Origin of the sequence: Pseudomonas sp. BSw22131, assembly GCF_026810445.1 — a bacterium.
Classification (GTDB): domain Bacteria; phylum Pseudomonadota; class Gammaproteobacteria; order Pseudomonadales; family Pseudomonadaceae; genus Aquipseudomonas; species Aquipseudomonas huanghezhanensis.
The window spans coordinates 2,068,859-2,085,650 of sequence record NZ_CP113949.1; the positions used below are offsets into that span (position 1 = coordinate 2,068,859).

12 protein-coding genes and 5 pseudogenes are annotated in these 16,792 nt (G+C 59.3%); 6 read left to right on the forward strand and 11 right to left on the reverse strand.

Annotated elements, in window-relative coordinates; genetic code table 11:
* Positions 1 to 64: 64 nt before the first annotated feature.
* The gene (locus tag OYW20_RS09250) at positions 65 to 1,177 is read left to right on the forward strand and encodes an ABC transporter ATP-binding protein (RefSeq protein ID WP_268800389.1); all 1,113 of its coding nucleotides are present in this window, start codon (positions 65 to 67) and stop codon (positions 1,175 to 1,177) included.
* Here the strand turns inward: OYW20_RS09250 and OYW20_RS09255 are convergent.
* The gene (locus OYW20_RS09255; protein ID WP_268800390.1) at positions 1,171 to 1,623 is read right to left on the reverse strand and encodes an NUDIX hydrolase; all 453 of its coding nucleotides are present in this window, start codon (positions 1,621 to 1,623) and stop codon (positions 1,171 to 1,173) included. The genes OYW20_RS09250 and OYW20_RS09255 overlap by 7 nt on opposite strands.
* Before the next feature lie 182 nt (positions 1,624 to 1,805).
* On the opposite strand from OYW20_RS09255, the gene OYW20_RS09260 reads away from it, so the two are divergent.
* A complete protein-coding gene (locus OYW20_RS09260) occupies positions 1,806 to 4,007 on the forward strand; it encodes a TonB-dependent receptor (RefSeq protein ID WP_268800391.1) in 2,202 nt (733 codons plus the stop codon).
* 300 nt (positions 4,008 to 4,307) lie between these two features.
* On the opposite strand, the pseudogene OYW20_RS09265 reads toward OYW20_RS09260, so the two are convergent.
* Positions 4,308 to 4,709 (reverse strand): annotated as a pseudogene (locus tag OYW20_RS09265) (MBL fold metallo-hydrolase); the annotation flags it as partial.
* Between OYW20_RS09265 and OYW20_RS09270 the strand changes: the two are divergent.
* A pseudogene (locus tag OYW20_RS09270) lies at positions 4,699 to 5,270 on the forward strand (substrate-binding domain-containing protein); the annotation flags it as partial. The pseudogenes OYW20_RS09265 and OYW20_RS09270 overlap by 11 nt on opposite strands.
* On the opposite strand, the pseudogene OYW20_RS09275 reads toward OYW20_RS09270, so the two are convergent.
* Together OYW20_RS09275 and OYW20_RS09280 are read right to left on the reverse strand one after the other, a co-directional pair.
* Positions 5,256 to 6,064 (reverse strand): annotated as a pseudogene (locus tag OYW20_RS09275) (LysR family transcriptional regulator). The pseudogenes OYW20_RS09270 and OYW20_RS09275 sit on opposite strands and share 15 nt — an antisense overlap.
* 97 nt (positions 6,065 to 6,161) lie before the next feature.
* Positions 6,162 to 7,586: a methyl-accepting chemotaxis protein gene (locus OYW20_RS09280; RefSeq protein ID WP_408005482.1), complete on the reverse strand. Its 1,425-nt coding sequence runs from the start codon at positions 7,584 to 7,586 to the stop codon at positions 6,162 to 6,164.
* Between OYW20_RS09280 and OYW20_RS26155 the strand changes: the two genes are divergently transcribed.
* Together OYW20_RS26155 and OYW20_RS09285 are read left to right on the forward strand one after the other, a co-directional pair.
* Positions 7,561 to 7,908 carry a hypothetical protein gene (locus OYW20_RS26155; protein ID WP_408005483.1) on the forward strand — a complete coding sequence of 116 codons (348 nt, stop codon included), beginning with the start codon at positions 7,561 to 7,563 and terminating at the stop codon, positions 7,906 to 7,908. The genes OYW20_RS09280 and OYW20_RS26155 overlap by 26 nt on opposite strands.
* Positions 7,890 to 8,246: a diguanylate cyclase gene (locus OYW20_RS09285; protein WP_268800392.1), complete on the forward strand. Its 357-nt coding sequence runs from the start codon at positions 7,890 to 7,892 to the stop codon at positions 8,244 to 8,246. The genes OYW20_RS26155 and OYW20_RS09285 overlap by 19 nt, the downstream gene beginning before the upstream one ends.
* Positions 8,247 to 8,350: 104 nt before the next feature.
* Here OYW20_RS09285 and OYW20_RS09290 read toward each other — a convergent pair whose 3' ends face one another.
* The 7 genes and pseudogenes from OYW20_RS09290 to OYW20_RS09315 form a co-directional block, all read right to left on the reverse strand.
* On the reverse strand, positions 8,351 to 9,643 hold the full coding sequence (locus OYW20_RS09290) for a PQQ-dependent sugar dehydrogenase (protein ID WP_268800393.1): 1,293 nt from the start codon (positions 9,641 to 9,643) through the stop codon (positions 8,351 to 8,353).
* The gene (locus OYW20_RS09295) at positions 9,640 to 10,068 is read right to left on the reverse strand and encodes a DUF2231 domain-containing protein (RefSeq protein WP_268800394.1); all 429 of its coding nucleotides are present in this window, start codon (positions 10,066 to 10,068) and stop codon (positions 9,640 to 9,642) included. Before OYW20_RS09295 ends, OYW20_RS09290 begins: the two co-directional genes overlap by 4 nt.
* A gap of 438 nt (positions 10,069 to 10,506) precedes the next feature.
* Positions 10,507 to 10,869: pseudogene (locus tag OYW20_RS09300) on the reverse strand (glyoxalase superfamily protein); the annotation flags it as partial.
* A 120-nt stretch (positions 10,870 to 10,989) separates the two neighbouring features.
* Positions 10,990 to 11,853 (reverse strand): methyl-accepting chemotaxis protein, encoded by an 864-nt coding sequence (locus OYW20_RS26160; RefSeq protein ID WP_408005505.1) that lies wholly within the window; start codon positions 11,851 to 11,853, stop codon positions 10,990 to 10,992.
* 42 nt (positions 11,854 to 11,895) lie between these two features.
* Positions 11,896 to 12,630, reverse strand: a pseudogene (locus OYW20_RS26165) (MCP four helix bundle domain-containing protein); the annotation flags it as partial.
* Positions 12,631 to 12,917: 287 nt separating this feature from the next.
* Complete coding sequence (locus OYW20_RS09310; protein WP_268800396.1) at positions 12,918 to 13,082, reverse strand: DUF2986 domain-containing protein; 165 nt, start codon at positions 13,080 to 13,082, stop codon at positions 12,918 to 12,920.
* A 137-nt stretch (positions 13,083 to 13,219) separates the two neighbouring features.
* Positions 13,220 to 15,640 carry a DUF3772 domain-containing protein gene (locus tag OYW20_RS09315; RefSeq protein WP_268800397.1) on the reverse strand — a complete coding sequence of 807 codons (2,421 nt, stop codon included), beginning with the start codon at positions 15,638 to 15,640 and terminating at the stop codon, positions 13,220 to 13,222.
* A gap of 273 nt (positions 15,641 to 15,913) precedes the next feature.
* On the opposite strand from OYW20_RS09315, the gene OYW20_RS09320 reads away from it, so the two are divergent.
* On the forward strand, positions 15,914 to 16,765 hold the full coding sequence (locus OYW20_RS09320) for an oxidoreductase (RefSeq protein WP_268800398.1): 852 nt from the start codon (positions 15,914 to 15,916) through the stop codon (positions 16,763 to 16,765).
* Positions 16,766 to 16,792: the final 27 nt, after the last annotated feature.

Below are 16,792 nucleotides of genomic sequence, written 5' to 3' on the forward strand. Positions count from 1 at the left end.
TCACCCACGTCCGGAACACGCCCGTGTGACCGGAACGCACAACAATAATCAAGGGGAAACGATTTTGACTGAGCTCAGATTGTCGGGCGTTGAAAAAGCCTACGGTGACATCAAGGTCCTGCACGATATTCAGCTGGATATCGAGAGTCGCGAGTTCGTGGTGTTCGTCGGGCCTTCCGGCTGCGGCAAGTCGACTCTGCTGCGATCCATTGCCGGGCTGGAAAGCATCACGCAGGGGCAGATTCGTATCGGTTCGCGCGATGTGACCTACCTTGAGCCAGCAGATCGTGGCGTGGCGATGGTGTTTCAGTCCTACGCGCTTTACCCGCACATGTCGGTTTACGACAACATCGCCTTCGGCCTGAAGATGCAAAAGCTGCCAAAGGCCGAGATCGAAGCAAAAGTGCGCAACGCAGCGCGCATCCTGCAGCTCGAACCCTTGCTCGACCGCAAGCCCAAGGCGCTGTCTGGCGGGCAACGCCAACGGGTAGCGATCGGACGTGCGATTGTTCACGAGCCAGAAGTTTTCCTGTTCGACGAGCCGCTTTCCAACCTCGACGCCTCGTTGCGCGTGCAGATGCGCATCGAGATCGCCAAGCTGCACAACGACCTTCAAGCCACGATGATTTACGTCACCCACGATCAGGTGGAAGCCATGACCCTGGCCGACAAAATCGTTGTGCTCAACAAAGGCCGGATCGAGCAGGTGGGTTCGCCGCTTGAGCTTTATCACCACCCGCAAAACCGTTTCGTGGCGGGTTTCATCGGCTCGCCGCAAATGGGCTTCCTGCCGGCTCAAGCGGTCGCGGTCAGCGCTGCCGGGGTTCAGGTCAGTTTGCCGGGAGGGGATCTGCTGTGGGTGCCGGTCAGCGCTGAGGGGGTCGCCGTTGGCACGCCGCTTACCCTGGGGCTACGTCCGGAACACCTGTCGGAACTGGGGCAGGGCGACGCACGTATTCCCGCGACAGCGCTAGTGGTTGAACATTTGGGTGGCGAAACCTTCTCCCATGCACAGACCGCCGACGGGCATGATGTCATGGTAAAAGGCGAGGGGCATTCACAGGTCAAGGCGGGGCAGACGCTGACGATTGGCGTGTCAGGTGCGCGTTGTCATCTGTTCGACGAGAAGGGCGAAGCGTTGCGGCACCTGACGCATTACAGCGCGTTGACTTACTGAGCCATTGGCGCTCGGAATCCGTTGCTCTCGTTCTGCAAAAACTCCTCCAGACGCTGCTGCAAGGGGAGGATGGCGTCTTGCAGGTTCAGAAATGCCTGAGCCGTCGTCACTTGCCAGCGCTGGCCTTCATCGCCGAACACGATCTGGCTGAACGTCCCGGACGGCACCTGCGCCACGAAGAACCAAGTGTCCAGTCCGCCCATGCCCTGACCCGGGTAAACCTTCGCCCAGACGATGCAGGCAGGATCAATCGTCAGGCCAAACTCTTCCAGCGTTTCGCGCAATGCGCATTGTTCTGGCGTTTCATCGCCTTCGCGGCCGCCCCCCGGCAGATCCCAAAGGCCGGGCCAAGGAATCGTCGGAATGTCATCGCGTTGATAGATCAGCAACCCGGCGTCACACAGCAGGGCAATCTTCGCTCCGGAGAAGGATGGGTATACGGGCATTGGACCTCACTGCGCAGCCGAAAAATTCTTCTACGCACAGAGCATCAGATCCGATGTGAAAATTTTGTAACCGAGTGATAACAATTCGCAATCACGACTGGTAGTATTTCCCACCTATCAACCAGTCGTATTGCCAGGGAGGCGCTTCATCATTCTTGTTGCTCGCGCAGGTAGCTCCCTACATGGTCGTTTCTTTCCCCAATCGTCCCACCCTGCTTGCTCTGTGTTGTTCCGTCGGCTTCCTGGCACAACCCGCTCACGCTGCCCTTGAACTTGGCGCAACCGACGTCAACGCTGACACCGTCAAAACCAACTCCAATACGCTGCCTGAAACCTTCGCGGGCGGGCAGGTTGCGCGGGGCGGACAGATGGGTGTGTTGGGCAACCAGGACAATATGAACGTGCCGTTCACCATGACCAGCTACACCTCTAAGCTGATCGAAGACCAACAGGCCGAAGACGTGGGCGATGTGCTGCTCAATGACCCGTCAGTGCGGCAGTCTTTCGGGTTCGGCAATCAGTCGCAGGTGTTTGTGATTCGTGGCTTGCCGCTGTCCGGCGATGACATTTCCTACAATGGGCTGTATGGCGTATTACCGCGCCAGATCCTTTCCACTGACGCCATCGAGCGCGTTGAGGTGTTCAAAGGGCCGAATGCGTTCATCAACGGCGTCAGCCCCACAGGCACCGGGCTGGGCGGCGGCGTTAATCTGCAACCCAAACGGGCAGGCGATGTGCCGACGCGTCGTTACACCCAGGACATCAGCACCGACGGCCGGATTGGCGAGCACCTGGACCTGGGCCAGAGGTTCGGTGAAGGCAACCGCTTTGGCGCCCGCGTCAACCTCAGCCAGCGTGAGGGAGAAACGGCGGTGAACGATCAGGATCAGCGCAGCAAGCTGTTCGTTGCAGGCCTGGACTACCGCGGTGACGATTTTCGTGTATCGACCGACTTCGGGTATCAGAAACAGCGCGTGAATCACCTGCGCAACACCGTTCAACTGGGCAGTGCGACGCGTATCCCGACCGCTCCGGACGCCGACCACAACTACGGACAAGACTGGACCTACACTGAAACCGAAGACACTTTCGGCATGATGCGCGGCGATTACGACCTGAACGAAAACTGGACGGCCTACCTCGCCGGTGGCGCCAAGCACACGCGTGAAACGGGCGTGTACGGAACGCCGGCATTGGTCGGTAACGCCGGAACAGCCAGTGTCGGTGGCTCGGAGATCCCGCATAACGAAGACAACACCAGTTTCAGCACCGGCCTCAATGGCCGATTGCAGACGGGGCTGGTCAGTCACCAGATCGCTATTGGCGCCTCGACCATCTGGACCGAGCAGGAAAACGCCTACACGTTTTACAGCTCTACCACTGGCAACACCAATATCTACAACCGTAGCAATCTGCCTAAGCCGACTGCCGTTTCCTTTACGGGCGGGGATATGGGTGATCCGGGCGTGACCGGTAAAACCCGCAATCGCAGCCTGGCGATTTCCGACACCCTGGGTTTGTTCGACGACAGCCTGTTGCTCACCTACGGCGTGCGTCGTCAGCAATTGCGCGTGGAGAACTATCTCTACGATGGCAGCACTTTCAATGGTGATGCCAACCTTGCGAACGATGGCAGCCGTGCCTCGATCTACGACGAAGCGATCACCACGCCGGTGTACGGCATCGTTTACAAGCCTGCCGAGACGGTCTCGCTGTACGCCAACCGCATTGAAGGTCTTGCGCAAGGACCCGTTGCATCGGGCACCAGTATCAGCAACCTGGGCGAGGCGTTTCCACCGGGCCGCACCAAGCAGCTGGAAGCCGGTATCAAGCTGGACATGCGCACCTTCGGCGCCAATCTTGGTGTGTTCCGCATCGAGCGGCCTACCGACGGTTATGTGGACGCCACCCAGGCGCTCTATGTTCGCGACGGCAAACAGGTCAACAAGGGGATTGAGTTAAGCGTCTTTGGCGAGCCTGTCGAAGGGCTGCGTCTGATGGCGGGTGGCACCCGGATGACCTCTGAATTGAAAGACACCTCGGGTGGCTTGGATGACGGCAATCACGCCATTGGCGTACCGACTTTTCAGCTCAATGCGAGTGTTGACTGGGACGTGCCGGGTCTGGAAGGCGCGGCGCTCAACGCACGCATGTTGCGCACCGGCGGCCAATACGCAGACCAGGCCAACAACCTGAGCCTGCCGACCTGGAACCGTTTCGATGCTGGCGCGCGTTACAAGATCAAGCTCTCGGAGAAAGACGTCACCTTGCGCGTCAATGTGGAAAACATTGCCGACAAGAACTACTGGGCCTCCGCCAACGGTGGTTACCTGACGCAGGGCGAGCCGCGTCTGGTGAAGTTCTCGGGCACTGTTGATTTCTGATTGGCTGGCAGGTGTCTGGCGGGTTCGAGGCTGTAGCTCCTGCAAATCCCTGTAGGAGCGCACGAGCAACGCGAGGCCGCGATGGGGCGCGCAGCGGCCCTGAAACCAGACAATCTGGATATCCCTCAAATACCGCGTGGACAGGGTTTGCTGTCGCTGCGCGCCAGATCGCGAACAAGTTCACTCCTGCAGCCCTTCGGCAGAATCAAAATCTCAAAGCCCCCGCAAATCCCTGTATGAACAATGAGGGCTACTCGTGCAGGCACCCGACAGCGGCGCGCCGCTCGCAAATCCGGATATTTACCATTTCATTTCGCCCTTGGCGACTTTGGCGCTCATCTCCAGCGAAGACGTATCACCCAGCTGCGGATAATGCGTAGCCATTGCTTTCACCAGTCCTGCTGAGTCTTTCGCCTTGGCCGTCTCGGCATCGAACGTCCTGATGTCGCCCGCGGTGAATTCAACAGCATCGGTCGGCTTGGTTTTGCCCGGCAGAAAATGCCCTGGCACCACCGTCACTGGCTTGAGCTTTTGAATCGTCGCCAGCGTCGACAGCCAGTCGTGATGCGACTTTGGCGTTTGCGTGTCAGCCATCCACACGTGGATGTTGTTCGACAGGACCACGCCGCCGACCACGGCTTTTATGGACGGTATCCAGACAAACGTGCGGTCTGGTTGCGGGCCATCAAGGCCGATCAACCGACTGGCACGCGGCGAACCGGCTGATGTGGTGATCATGGTCGGCTTCGCGCTGGATGAGCTGATCAAACAGGGCAAGGTCGATCCCGCCTCACGGGTCGAACTGGCAGATTCCCGCATCGGCATGGTGGTGAAGGAGGGCGCAACCAAGCCTATGATCGATCCCGATGCCGCGCTGAAAAATGTCCTGCTCAAGGCCAGGTCCGTGGCTTATTCCGACCGCGCCAGCGGCGTGTACATCGAGAAAGAGCTGTTCAAGAAGCTGGGGATCCAGGAGCAGCTTGCACCCAAAGGCAGAGTGATCGAGCGCATTCCCGTCGCGTCCGTGGTCGCAAAAGGCGATTACGAAGTAGGCTGCCAGCAAGTGGCCGAGCTGTTGCCAATACCGGGGCGACGTTCGTGGGCAAGATTGCGGAAGACGTACAGTCGGTCACACGCTATGCAGCCGGCATCCCGAAAAACGCGCCTCACCCGGCGCAGGCCAAGGCGTTGCTGGACTACCTGTCTTCGCCCAAGGCGCAGCCAGTCGTGACCTCCACGGGGCTTGACTCAGTCAGCCGCTAACCGGGCCGGCTTTTCCCTGACCAGTCGTTCCAGTTCGAGCGCCGCGGGTGTCAAAGTACGCCCGCGGCGTTTGATCAGCCCTACATTGCGCATCACTTCAGGTTCCACCAGCGGCACGCTCACCAGAATCGGGTGACTTGTCACCGGCATGGCAATCGACGGCACCGCCGTCACACCCAATCCAGCCTCGGCCATGCCAATCATTGTGGTCACGTGGCGCGTCTCGCAGATGGCGGGCTTTTGGGGATGCAAACGCATCAGCGCCTGATCCAGCACCAACCGATTGACTGAGGTTTTATCCAGAGTGATGGAGTCGTGCTCGTACATCTCTTTCCAACTGACGCAATCGCGGCCGGCCAACGGAGGGTCGCGTCGACATCCCACCACATAGCGCTCCTGCAGGAGCAGCTCAAACTCGACTTCCGGCGCCAGGTTGCCGCTGAAGCTCAGCCCGAAATCTGCCTCGCCCAACGTCACCGAGCCATTGACTTCGTTGGCACTGACGTCCAGCACTTTGACTTTTATTTTCGGATAAAGCTGGTGGAATTGACGAATTGCCTGCGGCATGAAGTAGTACGCAGCCGACGGCACGCAGGCGATAGTCACGCTGCCCATGCGCGTGGTGCGTTCAAACAGTTTTACGTTGAGGGCTGACTCAAGCTTTTCGATGCGCCGACTGAGCGCCGGCTTTGATTCGCACGGATTCGCACTGATTCGACGGCCTTGCGAAAGCTGCCGTTCTCAACGACGGCGCGAAATGCCTGGAGGTCATTGAGGTCGACGTTGATGCTCATCGGGGAGGTCAATTGATAAGGGACGGGCATCAATATCATGCCCGCTCCCGATTATCATCTGTGTCAACGCGCTGAAACGTTAAGCCCGGGCCACTGCTTACAGGCTGAAGCGGCTGACTTCCTGTTTGAGCCCCAGTGCCAACTGACTCAGCCCGGACGTGGTGCGGCGAAGATCCTGAACCGCCATGTTGTTCTGCTCAGCCATTTGCGCCGAGCGTTCGACATTGCGTGCGACGTCCTGACTGGCAACCGTTTGCTCGCGCAGCGCGAGAGAAATCTGCTCGACCACCATCAGCACCTGACCAGAGCTTTCGCGAATATCAGTGATGGCCGAGCCAGCAGAACTGGCCATGTCCACGCCCTGATTAACCTCGATCACGCCGCCGCGCATGCTTTCCACCGTTTCACGCACACCGGCCTGGATCTTGTCGATCATCCCGGCGATTTCCTTGGTGGATTTGCCGGTATTTTGCGCAAGCAACCGCACCTCATCCGCCACCACGGCAAAGCCTCGACCTTGCTCACCTGCACGCGCCGCTTCGATAGCAGCATTGAGCGCCAGCAGGTTGGTTTGATCGGCAATGCCCTGAATAACGCTGATGATGGTGGATATCTGTTCGGAGTGCTGACCCAACTCAGACACCTTGGTCGAGGCATGCTGCACGGTCCGTGCGATACCGTTCATGCTGTTCAGGGTGTTCTGGATCACCTCTGAGCCGTCGCGTGACTGTTGGCCCGAACGATTGGCGAGCTGACCCGCTTCACCTGCGCTCTCAGCGACGTGATTGATGCTGACGGTGAGTTCTTCAACCGTTGCGGCCATCGATGAGACCGAGTTGGATTGCTCGCTGACCGCATCGGAAAGCTGCTCGGAGGCGCCAGTAATCTTTTGCACGGCCTCAAGCAGATGATTCGATGCCTGGCTGATTTGCTGAATCATTTCGCGCAGACGCGTTTGCATCCGGTCCAGGGCCTTGGGCAGCTCGTCACTGCTGCTGGTATCGATGACGGTGTTCAATCGACCCTCTGCAACGGCGGTGGCTGCATCAATCGCCATTTGCAAACGTGAACGCGTTGTGCGGCCGAGGGCGAATGCCAGCACCATCGACAGCAGCGCTGCAATCACACCGCCGGCAATCAGGATCGTCACGGCGCGATCCTTGGCGTCATTCATCTCCTTGGAGCGTTGAGCCAGCAGCACATCTTCAGCCTGTGACATCTCGGCGATGGTTGCGCGCATGCTGTCCATCTTGGCTTTGTCGTTACCGCTGCTGATACGAGTAAACAGCGCGTCTTGCGGCGCGTTGTCTTTGGTCAACTGCCTGCGCTGATCGATGATCGAGTGCACATCATCGTCCAGCCAGCGCTTCTGCATCTGGGCGAGCGAGGCCAGTCGGGTTTGTTGCTGCGGATTGTCAGCAGTGAGTTTCTGAAGCGTCGCAAGGGTCTCGGTGAACTTGCGTTCCCCCGCGATTTGCGGCTCCAGGAAGTTGTCCTTGGAAGTGATGACGAACCCGCGCATGCCGGCAACTGATGTTAATCAGTTGCTCAAGCGCGATCTGGGCCTGAGCCAATACACGGTAGGTGTGAACATTGTTGTTGGTCGCGTCTTCGACCTGGACGAAACCGCGATATGCGCTGACAACGAGGACGCACAATATGACGATGATGGCGCCGAAGCTGAGGTAGAGTTTCTGCGAAATACTGAGTTTGCTGATCATGGTTATGGACTCGAAATTAGAGCATCCTTGGCTCGGTCATTTTTTTATCAGCGAGACACAGTAAGTAGATGCCACAGTGATATCGACTCTATCGGCAGCGTGAATTGCAGCTTGAGGTTTTAGAACAAAATTGCGGGCAGGGAGAATGGCAGCGTTCGCAGGACGCGGCGGCTGCCATTGGAGGGGACTACGGTGGTGAAGAAATCGCGGTATTGCTGCCGAACACCGATGCTGACGGGGCGCGTGTCGTTGTCACTCAGATTCTGGATGACATTCGGGTGCTGAACATCATTCATGACGCCAGTCCGTTCAATCGCGTGACGCTGAGTGCCGGTGTGTTTGTGGACAGCTCGCCAGCCGACGACCTGCTCCCTGCGTTGATGATCAAAACGGCAGACGCAGCCCTGTATCAGGCCAAACGCAGCGGCAAGGACAGATGGGAGCTGGTTGAGAAGTCCTGACCCGGGCCGTGAGCGTTCCGGTGGGCAGGGCTGGGCATGTTAGTGGCGACGGTGAAAGCCGTGGGGGCTTTCACCGTCTGACGCGGGGTCTTTCAGGTTGAAGCTTACCGGTTGCGCGTCACTCGCCAGACCGTGTTGGCCAAGTCGTCGGCAATAATCAGCGCACCTCGCGGATCGACGGTGACACCGACCGGACGTCCGCGCGTCTTGCCGTCCGCGCCCCGGAAGCCGGTTGCGAAGTCAACCGGTTCACCGGCCGGACGACCGTCATTGAACGGCACGAAGATCACCTTGTAGCCAACCGGGTTGTCGCGGTTCCAGCTGCCGTGCTCACCGACGAATACGCCCTTGGCAAACTTCTCGCCCATGACCGGCAGCGAGAAGCTAACGCCGAGCGCCGCCACGTGCGAGCCCAGGCTGTAATCGGGCTTGATTGCGGCAGCGACTTTGGCCGGGTTCTGCGGCTGGGCGCGTGTGTCGACGTTCTGGCCCCAGTAGCTGTAGGGCCAGCCGTAGAAGCCGCCGTCACGGACCGATGTCAGGTAATCGGGCACCAGATCGGGACCCAGTTCATCACGCTCGTTGACCACGGTCCACAGCTTCCCGGACTCCGGCTCAATGGCCAACGCCGTGGGGTTACGCAGGCCTGTCGCGTAGGGCTTGTGGGCGCCGGTCACAGCGTCGATCTGCCAGACCATTGCGCGGTCGATCTCGACTTCCATGCCACGTTCGGTGACGTTGCTGTTTGAGCCAATGCCCACGTAAAGGTAGCGACCATCAGGGCTGACCGTTAGCGATTTGGTCCAGTGGTGATTGATTTCGGCCGGCAGGTCGGTGACTTTGACCGGCGCCGCGCTGGCTTTGGTCTGGCCCTCTTCATAATCGAAACGGACCAGTGCGTCCTGGTTCGCCACGTACAACTTGCCGTTGGCAAAGGCCAGGCCGTATGGCGCGTTGAGGTTCTCGGCGAACACTGTTTTCATTTCGTAAGTACCGTCGCCGTCAGCGTCACGCAGCAACGTCAGGCGATTGCCGCCTTTGACCTGGGTGTTGCCCTGAGCCTTGATATAGCTGGCGATCACGTCCTTGGGTTTGAGCTTCGCCGCACTGCCGCCACGGCCTTCTGCCACAAGAATGTCGCCATTGGGCAGCACCAGCGTCTGGCGGGGGATCTTCAGGTCGGTGGCGATCGCGGTGATGCTGTAGCCCTGTGGCACGGTAGGTTTCTGGTCGCCCCAGGCTAGCGGCTCGGCGATCTTCATGCTCGGCAACAGGCCGCCTTGTGGCGTGGGCATTTTAGGGTCCGGGCCGCGCGCTTGCGTGCTGTCAGGTTCGCCGCCGCATGCGCTCAGCAATACGGCCACGCTCAATAAGGTCAGTGCGTGTACGTTTTTCATTGGGCTTCTCCCGAACGCAGGTTGGTCAGGCCTGTCCACGCCGTGATGCAGATCAGCACGGTGACGATGGCTGACAGAATCAGGCCGGAAGGCATGGACGCAAACGCATCCTTGGCATGGACGAAGGCGTTGACCAGCCCCAGTACCCACGTCACCAGCATCAGCAGGAAGTACATCACCGGGCGACCGGATTTGCGGTCGGCACGGATCAGGTTGATCAGTGCAAACAACAGCCCCAGACCACAGAACACCAGCCCGCTGGCGGTAAGCCACGAGGCGAAGTTGCTCCACTGAATCTGGTAGGTGTTGTAGTAGGTGATGTCACTCAGCAGGGCGCCAAGAAACAGAGGGACGGTGCCGGCAAGCATGATCGCGTGAAGCGGGCTTGGCGTGTGTCGATAAGTGGCGGGGGCTGTAACAGTCACGGCGGCTCCTTATGGTTGAGCGATCCTGACCTCAGGTTCAGTGCGGATGCGCTGGCCTGTCAAGGTCGCGCTCACTGCGCATAAGGAATGAGCCCGCAGGGTGCGTGTTAGTTCATCGTGTTTCGTGTCGAAATGTTTTGATAACCAATTGTTCCGGCAAATACCGGTAAACCTGGCTATGCACATCTGTAGGCGCGAATTCATTTGCGTTGCGGTGGATCGGTTCAACCCGTGGCGCGCTTCGCGGCCCATCGCGACCTCGCTCAGGCTCGTCAACGCCTACAGGATTTGTGGCGTCTGTAGGCGCGAATTCATTCGCGTGGCGGCGGTTCTGGTTCGCCCCGGACGACGCCTCGCCAACAAATGGGCTCCTACAGAATCGGTGCAGGGGCGATTGAACGGCACGGGGCCGCGATAGGCTGCGCAACAGCCCTGAAATTAGGCGTCCTGGCAAAACCTGAGGCGGTTGCCGAAAGGGTCGAGCACTTCCAGCACTTTGCCCCATGCCTGTTCGACGATATCCGGGCGCCCGTAACCGTAGCGCTTGGCAATTAGCTCGTCCCGAAGCGCTTCGATGTTCTGCATCGGGATGAACACCGTCGAGCCGGGGCAGGCGTCGCCATGATGTTCGGACAGATGAAGTTGCAAACCGCCGCGGATGATCCCCAGATAAAGCGGCATTCCCGCTTCGAAACGGTGCTCGAATTCGATCCCGAAACCGAGAAAGTCCAGGTAAAACTCGCGGGCCTTGGCTTCGTCGAACATCCGCAGTATCGGGATCGGCTTACCAAAAGTGATGGATGAAGGGTGATCGATTGGGGTCACGTACAGGCTCCTTTGATGAAGAATGCGCACACCGTGCCTCATGGCGCGAGGGGTGGCTCGCGCTGAGGATACCCAATCGATCATGACCGCCGTCAATCAAAGTTTGAAACGGCCCACTAAATCATTGAACGACACCGCCAATCGTGAGAGGTCCTGAGCGGAGGCGGTGGTCTGGTGAGCGCCCGCAGCGGATTGGGTGGACAAGTCCTGAATGTTCAGCAGGTTACGATCCACTTCACGCGCTACGTTGGCTTGCTCTTCGCACGCGCTGGCGATCACCAGGTTGCGGTCGTTGATCTGGCCAATCCCGTTCGCGATATGTTCGAGCGCATCACCGGTAGCCTGAGCAAGGGTCTGGGTGTTGGTCACCAGCGATTGGCTTTTGCCCATCGCGACCACGGCCTGATCCGCGCGCGATTGCACGGCGCCGATCATGCCTTCTATCTCGCCCGTCGAAGATTGGGTTCTGGCGGCCAGCGCCCTGACTTCATCGGCTACAACCGCAAAGCCGCGGCCTTGCTCGCCGGCACGTGCCGCTTCGATGGCAGCGTTCAAGGCCAGAAGGTTGGTCTGTTCTGCGATGCCGCGTATCACGTCCAGCACCTTGCCAATATCCCGCACCTGCACGGCCAAGTCCTCGACGATGCTGGTCGAGGAGGTGATTTCGACAGTAGCGTTGTTGACCGCAGCGACGGCATCGCGCGCCTGGCCCAGACCATTGCTGGCTTGTGTACTGGCGGTTTTCGACGCTTCGGACGTGGAGATCGCGTTACGCGCCACTTCTTCCACAGCAGAGGTCATTTGGTTGACCGCTGTCGCGGCTTGCTGGATTTCATCGTTTTGACGCAGCAGCCCACGGCTGCCGTCCTCGGTGACGCTGTTGAGTTCTTCGGCGGCAGACGCCAGTTGATGAGAAGCATCGGCGATCTGACGTATCGTGCTTTTCAGGCTTTCCTGCATGTTGGCCAATGCACTGACCAACTGCCCGGTTTCATCTTTCGACTCACTGGTAATGGTATGGGTCAGGTCACCGTTGGCGATCCGCTCAGCACTCAACACCGCGGTCGCAATCGGACGGCTGATCAACTTGCTGATGAACAGGCCCAGCGCCAGCGCAGCGATAAAGGCCACGCCAATACCGATGTACAACGTGGTAGTTGCCGAGCGCTGCAACTGGTCAGCGTCGCGCGCACCCTCCCCAATCTGGCGGTTATTGGAGTCCACCATCAGCGTCAGTTCGTCCATGACGGTGGCGTAACCACGTTGCAGGTCGCCTGCCATGATCGACCGGGCCGATTCAATGTCCCCGGTCTGCAGGGCGGCAACTACCCGCTGCACCTGCGTCTGATACGCCGGCCAGTCACGCTCCATCTTGTCGCCGGCGGCGCGTTCGTCATCGGCCAGCGGTGTCTTGCGATAAGTCGTGAATGCCTTTTCGCTGTCCGCGCGGTTGGCCGTCATCCTGTTGAGGATTTCATCTTTCGTACTCTGCGGCGCTGCGGCAGCTGTCGCTAAGATCAGGCTGTAAAGATCGCGTTGTTGCTCGACCGCCTTGGTTCTGGATTCCCCTATTCTTGCCACGGATACCAGGTTGTTCGAGAACACCAGATTGAGATTCTCAGACAACTGGCTGACGCCCCGGCTGCCTAAAACACCGACCACCAGCGTGATGATTGCGCACAGCCCGAATGCTGCGATCAACTTGCTGGATAATTTTGCGTCACGGAGCCAATTCATAGCGTTGTCCTGAAAGTGTCTAAAGTCGGTGCAAGCGACGCCCGGCAGTGCAAATGGGCCGTGAGGTGCGCTTGTTTTTGTCTATCGACACTGGCAGGAAGATCTGAATAGTGGCTCTAAAAAATATGAAGGACGGTTTTCACCCACACGGAGTTTGCCCCGATCCCGGACGTTGATTGAGGCAACCGACCTTGAATGCGGGGTAAAACTGCGTGCATGAGGAGGATGCTGGCGGAGTGCTGACTCCCCCCGGTTTTAAAAAAACCGGTGGCGCGTCATATACACATTCAGGCCTCGACAGAAGAAACAGGGGTCTCCTGACCGGCTTCTTCGGCCATTTTCAAGCGGTCAGCTTTGCTGATGTATCTGTCTTTATTAACGGGTGCCAGTTTTGAACTGGCTTTCTTGGCGTTGGCTTTGAGTATCTGATTCAGTTTTTTACGACGATTCATAGAGGGCTTCTCAGCGTGTCGGTGCGTGCGGGGGATCTGGCTGAAAGTCTAAACCAGATCCCCTGAAAGCGTTCTGTGTTAATGGCTGACGGGTGATTCGCGAGCAGGCACCTGAGTCACCCACCCGCAAAAGTCAGTCATATTTTTTCAGTGGGCTCAGTCTTCAGGACGGGGTTCTCCTGACCGTCGCTGACCCAGACCATGCTTTGAGGTGAAGATAACGCAATGCCCAGGTCACGCAGGCGGCCCAGCACCGTGAACAACAAATCACTGCGGGCGCCTCCCACCGAGCGCGGGCTGTTGACATAACCGCTCACGGCGATGATTACACCGGTGGTGGTCAGGTCCTTGAACGTTACCGAGGCGGCCGGGTTATCCAGTATTGCCTCGTGCTCGGTGAAGGCTTGCAGCAGCAGGTCGCGGATTTGCAGGACGTCCGTTTCCAGCGGCAAGGTGAGGGTGATTCCGACCACGCCCAAAGCATTGCCCATGGTGACGTTGCGAACGTTCTGCGTGATGAACTGTGAGTTGGGCACGATGACTGTTGAACGATCGGACATCTGGATTTCCGTGGCGCGTACGTTGATCCGGCGAATATCGCCCTCGACCCCCGCCAGGCTCACCCAGTCGCCCACTTTGACCGGACGCTCGGTGAGCAGGATCAAGCCCGAGATGAAGTTCTGCACAATGGCTTGCAGGCCGAAACCGATCCCCACCGACAGCGCACTCACCACCCAGGTCAGGTTGGTCAGGCTGATACGCAGGGTGGACATCACTGCGACGACCACCAGCACAAAGCCGATGTAGCCCACTAGCGTCACCAGCGAGGCACGCATGCCGGCGTCCATGTTGGTTTCCGGCAGCAACCGTTCGCCCAGCCAGTCTTTCAGAATCCGGACCGCCAGCACTCCGACGACGAGCAGGCCGAGGGCAAGAAGAATATCGCTCGGTACGAGGTCCAGATTACCCAGCGGCTTGGTGCCGAGGCCGATCAGCGTGAAGCTGTCCAGCAGCTCGCCTGGACTTGAGCCGGACGGTACAAACGCCAGCAGTACTGCGACGACAAACAGCAACGTGCGCCCGACACCAGCCAGCAGGGTGCTGGCCTGAGCCTGATGCCGGGGCGACAGGCCGAGTGCCGTTCCCAGCGCCATGCCGCCCGGTTGCTTGGGCGACAGCAGGGTTTCGCAGATGTCGGTGAAGCAGGCAATCAACAGGTAGGCCGTCGCCGCGACAACGCTGATCCAGAGCAGCTTTACTGCCAGGAAGTAGGCCAGCGTCAGGTAACCGCTCAGCAACGCCAGCAGGCTCAGACCGACCCAGACCGCAACGGCAAAGGGGATCAGCCCGGCGAAACCCTCCGGGCGTTCCAGCTCGAACCGGCGACGGGTTCGGCGATAGCGCAACAAGGCAGAGAAAAACACCAGCGACACCGCCAGCGCCGTCAGGCCATTGACCGCAACCGTCAATGCCAGACTGCTGGCGATGACGCTGTTGATGCGTTCCTGGGTGCCGATGATCATCAGCGCCAGCGCCAGCACCACCGGGAATCGACCCAGGGCTGTGGCGATCTGGTCGGGAATCTGCGGCAGGCGCCAGGACGGATGAGGCAGCATCAAAAGCGCACGGCCGAGGCCGACGATGAAAGCGCAGAAAATCACCAGCGTCTGCAGCTGGTTGAGCAAGTTATCGACATCGGCGCTGAGCACCGCATTGCTCACCACGCCCCAGCGCAACAGGGCTGTGGCGGCGCCGATGGTCAGAATCGTCGCCATGCCGACTGCCAGTGCCAGCGCACTGCGCCGAAGGCGACCTTCTGGCAACCAGCGGATCATCAGCCAGATCAACAGGCGTTCAAGCAAGCGTCGCGCGACGATCCATATCAGCAGCGCGCCCAACACAACGGTGACGAAAAACAGACGGTTGCCCGGTGCCAGCGTGCTGTCGAGCACGCTTTTGACATCGACGAGCAAGCCATTCAAGCGCCCCAGGTCATCGTCGGTTGGACGAATCAGGCTGGACCAGAATGCCGAGGTGAGCGGGCTGGCTGTCCGGCTGCTGATTTGGGAGTCGAAGAGGCTGCGGCGCAGGCTGAAGATTTGCGTCGCCAGGTCACGGGCCGACTGGCTCAGTGTGTTGGCCTGACGCTCGTCATTGACCAGTGCGTTTTTCTGGGAGGTCAGCGCCTTGCGCTGGGTGGTCAGCGTCTGCGCCTCCTCCGGCTGCACGGGCCCGAGAATATTGAGCTGGTCGTTCAGGTGTTCGATGTCGGCAGCTTGCCGGCCCACGAGGTCGTCGGCCTGCTTCTGCACCTGCAAAGCCGCCTGGCGCAAGCTCGACAGCAAATCATCGTTGGCATTACCGGTGACTTTTTGCCTGATCTGGTCGAGCTGCTCATTGAGATCCTCAAGGCTCGGCCCTTCAACCACCTGCTGCTCGGTGCTGGCGCTGCCGGGCTGCACAGGGGCGGTTGACTGCGCCAGCGCTGGCAACGTTGCGCACAGCAGCAAGAGGGCGAGTAGCCCCGTACAAAGTCGGTTCAGCGTAGGGTGTTGCATTTTCTTTCCTTCTTGCGTGGCTTCAGGCGGTTGACGAGATCTGTGCGTCCAGCCCCTTTGACTCGAAAAACAGGCTGCGTTCCGGGGCGCAGTCGGTAACGGGCACTTTATACCGCGATGGATCTATGGCGTCACAGCGACATGCTCGCAGGCTTGCTCGCATTCATGTGCGTTTGGACAGCGATTTTGATGCAGTCAAAGCCAGGAACGCGAAGTCCAAGACGTTGCTCAGGCGCATGCCGTTCATTTTACGGATTTACGGAGAACTGAATAATGACAACTCATACCCACGATACCCCCGTCTGGTTTATCACTGGCTGTTCAACCGGCCTGGGTCGCGCGCTGGCCGAATTGATCGTTGACCGCGGTTGGCGTCTGGTCGCAACGGCCAGAGACAAGTCCCGCGTCGCGGACCTGGCGCTCAATGCCGAACACCGTGTGCTGGCGCTTGATCTGGACGTGGCCAAATCCGAGCAGATTGAGGCGGCGGTTGCCGCCGCCAAAGCAAAGTTCGGCCGGGTTGACGTGCTGGTCAACAACGCTGGCTATGGCTATCAGAGCACCGTGGAGGAGGGCGTCGAGTCTGAAATTCGTGCGCAGTTCGATGCCAATGTGTTTGGCCTGTTCGCAATGACTCGCGCGGTGCTGCCGCTGATGCGCGCCCAACGAAGTGGCCACGTCATCAACATCACGTCGGTGGCAGGACTGATCGGCTTCCCTGGATCAGGCTATTACGCGGCGACAAAACACGCGGTGGAAGGCTTGTCCGATGCGCTGAGGGTCGAAGTAGAGCCGCTGGGGATTGCCGTGACGTGCATCGAGCCGGGACCGTTCCGCACCGATTGGGCAGGACGTTCGCTGCGCCAGACCCGCACCGAGATCGCCGACTATCAAGACACCGCCGGCTCACGACTGGAGTCGACCAAGAAGTCGAGTGGCACTCAGGCGGGAGACCCGGTGCGCGCCGGCGAGGCCATGATCGCCGTCACTCAGATGGCCAAGCCGCCCCGTCACCTGGTACTGGGCAAATGGGGATACGACGCCGTGGTGGCTGATCGCCGTGAGCGTTTGCAGCAGATTGAATCCCTGCAAGACATCAGCGTGGGCTCGGATTTCCCAAGTTGAGACTTGCCTGACGCTGACGCCTGATCC

Excerpts from the sequence above, each read along its gene's own strand:
- OYW20_RS09310 (WP_268800396.1), bottom strand. The coding sequence starts at position 13,082 with ATGAATCGTCGTAAAAAACTGAATCAGATACTCAAAGCCAACGCCAAG.
- OYW20_RS09290 (WP_268800393.1), bottom strand. The coding sequence starts at position 9,643 with ATGAAAAACGTACACGCACTGACCTTATTGAGCGTGGCCGTATTGCTG.
- OYW20_RS09320 (WP_268800398.1), top strand. The coding sequence starts at position 15,914 with ATGACAACTCATACCCACGATACCCCCGTCTGGTTTATCACTGGCTGT.
- OYW20_RS26160 (WP_408005505.1), bottom strand. The coding sequence starts at position 11,853 with ATGCAGGAAAGCCTGAAAAGCACGATACGTCAGATCGCCGATGCTTCT.
- OYW20_RS09280 (WP_408005482.1), bottom strand. The coding sequence starts at position 7,586 with ATGCGCGGGTTCGTCATCACTTCCAAGGACAACTTCCTGGAGCCGCAA.
- OYW20_RS09315 (WP_268800397.1), bottom strand. The coding sequence starts at position 15,640 with ATGCAACACCCTACGCTGAACCGACTTTGTACGGGGCTACTCGCCCTC.
- OYW20_RS09255 (WP_268800390.1), bottom strand. The coding sequence starts at position 1,623 with ATGCCCGTATACCCATCCTTCTCCGGAGCGAAGATTGCCCTGCTGTGT.
- OYW20_RS09260 (WP_268800391.1), top strand. The coding sequence starts at position 1,806 with ATGGTCGTTTCTTTCCCCAATCGTCCCACCCTGCTTGCTCTGTGTTGT.